Annotated in this window: 1 rRNA gene; it reads left to right on the forward strand. The window is 53.2% G+C overall.

Annotation, left to right across the window (positions count from 1 at the left end):
• Positions 1-60 precede the first annotated feature (60 nt).
• Positions 61-2,932 (forward strand): 23S ribosomal RNA (locus ACPUC8_RS25975); the annotation flags it as partial.

The following is a 2,932-nucleotide window of genomic DNA, read 5'->3' on the forward strand; positions in this document are numbered from 1 at the left end:
TGTTCGAGTCTCTCAAATGCTTGCAGCTTGCATGCGTTGTAAAACGCCTGTGGGTTGTGAGGTTAAGCGACTAAGCGTACACGGTGGATGCCCTGGCAGTCAGAGGCGATGAAGGACGTGCTAATCTGCGTAAAGCGTCGGTAAGGTGATATGAACCGCTACAGCCGACGATGTCCGAATGGGGAAACCCGGTGCACTCTGTGCATCATCGTAACATGAATACATAGTGTTACGAGGCGAACCTGGGGAACTGAAACATCTAAGTACCCAGAGGAAAAGAAATCAACCGAGATTCCCCCAGTAGCGGCGAGCGAACGGGGAGCAGCCCAGAACCTGAATCAGCTGGTGTGTTAGTGGAAGCGTCTGGAAAGTCGCAGGGTACAGGGTGATACTCCCGTACACAAAAACACACCTTCTGTGAGTTCGAAGAGTAGGGCGGGACACGTGGTATCCTGTCTGAATATGGGGGGACCATCCTCCAAGGCTAAATACTCCTGACTGACCGATAGTGAACCAGTACCGTGAGGGAAAGGCGAAAAGAACCCCGGCGAGGGGAGTGAAACAGAACCTGAAACCGTGTACGTACAAGCAGTGGGAGCCTACTTGTTAGGTGACTGCGTACCTTTTGTATAATGGGTCAGCGACTTATATTCTGTAGCAAGGTTAACCGTATAGGGGAGCCGCAGGGAAACCGAGTCTTAACTGGGCGTTAAGTTGCAGGGTATAGACCCGAAACCCGGTGATCTAGCCATGGGCAGGTTGAAGGTTGGGTAACACTAACTGGAGGACCGAACCGACTAATGTTGAAAAATTAGCGGATGACTTGTGGCTGGGGGTGAAAGGCCAATCAAACCGGGAGATAGCTGGTTCTCCCCGAAAGCTATTTAGGTAGCGCCTCGTGAACTCATCTTCGGGGGTAGAGCACTGTTTCGGCTAGGGGGCCATCCCGGCTTACCAACCCGATGCAAACTGCGAATACCGAAGAATGTTATCACGGGAGACACACGGCGGGTGCTAACGTCCGTCGTGAAGAGGGAAACAACCCAGACCGCCAGCTAAGGTCCCAAAGTCATGGTTAAGTGGGAAACGATGTGGGAAGGCACAGACAGCCAGGATGTTGGCTTAGAAGCAGCCATCATTTAAAGAAAGCGTAATAGCTCACTGGTCGAGTCGGCCTGCGCGGAAGATGTAACGGGGCTAAACCATGCACCGAAGCTGCGGCAGCGACACTATGTGTTGTTGGGTAGGGGAGCGTTCTGTAAGCCGTTGAAGGTGGCCTGTGAGGGTTGCTGGAGGTATCAGAAGTGCGAATGCTGACATAAGTAACGATAAAGCGGGTGAAAAGCCCGCTCGCCGGAAGACCAAGGGTTCCTGTTCAACGTTAATCGGAGCAGGGTGAGTCGACCCCTAAGGCGAGGCTGAAAAGCGTAGTCGATGGGAAGCAGGTTAATATTCCTGCACTTGGTGTTACTGCGAAGGGGGGACGGAGAAGGCTAGGTTATCCGGGCGACGGTTGTCCCGGTTTAAGCATGTAGGCGGGAGTTTTAGGTAAATCCGGAACTCTTTTAACGCTGAGGTGTGATGACGAGTCACTACGGTGATGAAGTAACTGATGCCCTGCTTCCAGGAAAAGCCTCTAAGCTCCAGGTAACACGAAATCGTACCCCAAACCGACACAGGTGGTCAGGTAGAGAATACCAAGGCGCTTGAGAGAACTCGGGTGAAGGAACTAGGCAAAATGGTGCCGTAACTTCGGGAGAAGGCACGCTGTCGGTAGGTGANGCGCTTGAGAGAACTCGGGTGAAGGAACTAGGCAAAATGGTGCCGTAACTTCGGGAGAAGGCACGCTGTCGGTAGGTGAAGTCCCTCGCGGACGGAGCTGAAGGCAGTCGAAGATACCAGCTGGCTGCAACTGTTTATTAAAAACACAGCACTGTGCAAACACGAAAGTGGACGTATACGGTGTGACGCCTGCCCGGTGCCGGAAGGTTAATTGATGGGGTTATCCGCAAGGAGAAGCTCTTGATCGAAGCCCCGGTAAACGGCGGCCGTAACTATAACGGTCCTAAGGTAGCGAAATTCCTTGTCGGGTAAGTTCCGACCTGCACGAATGGCGTAATGATGGCCAGGCTGTCTCCACCCGAGACTCAGTGAAATTGAAATCGCTGTGAAGATGCAGTGTACCCGCGGCAAGACGGAAAGACCCCGTGAACCTTTACTATAGCTTGACACTGAACATTGAGCCTTGATGTGTAGGATAGGTGGGAGGCTTTGAAGCGTGGACGCCAGTCTGCGTGGAGCCATCCTTGAAATACCACCCTTTAATGTTTGATGTTCTAACGTAGACCCGTAATCCGGGTTGCGGACAGTGTCTGGTGGGTAGTTTGACTGGGGCGGTCTCCTCCCAAAGAGTAACGGAGGAGCACGAAGGTTGGCTAATCCTGGTCGGACATCAGGAGGTTAGTGCAATGGCATAAGCCAGCTTGACTGCGAGAGTGACGGCTCGAGCAGGTGCGAAAGCAGGTCATAGTGATCCGGTGGTTCTGAATGGAAGGGCCATCGCTCAACGGATAAAAGGTACTCCGGGGATAACAGGCTGATACCGCCCAAGAGTTCATATCGACGGCGGTGTTTGGCACCTCGATGTCGGCTCATCACATCCTGGGGCTGAAGTAGGTCCCAAGGGTACGGCTGTTCGCCGTTTAAAGTGGTACGCGAGCTGGGTTTAGAACGTCGTGAGACAGTTCGGTCCCTATCTGCCGTGGGCGCTGGAGAATTGAGGGGGGTTGCTCCTAGTACGAGAGGACCGGAGTGAACGCACCACTGGTGTTCGGGTTGTCATGCCAATGGCATTGCCCGGTAGCTAAGTGCGGAAAAGATAAGTGCTGAAAGCATCTAAGCACGAAACTTGCCCCAAGATGAGTTCTCCCTG

It is taken from the genome of Pantoea sp. CFCC18177 (assembly GCF_059412425.1).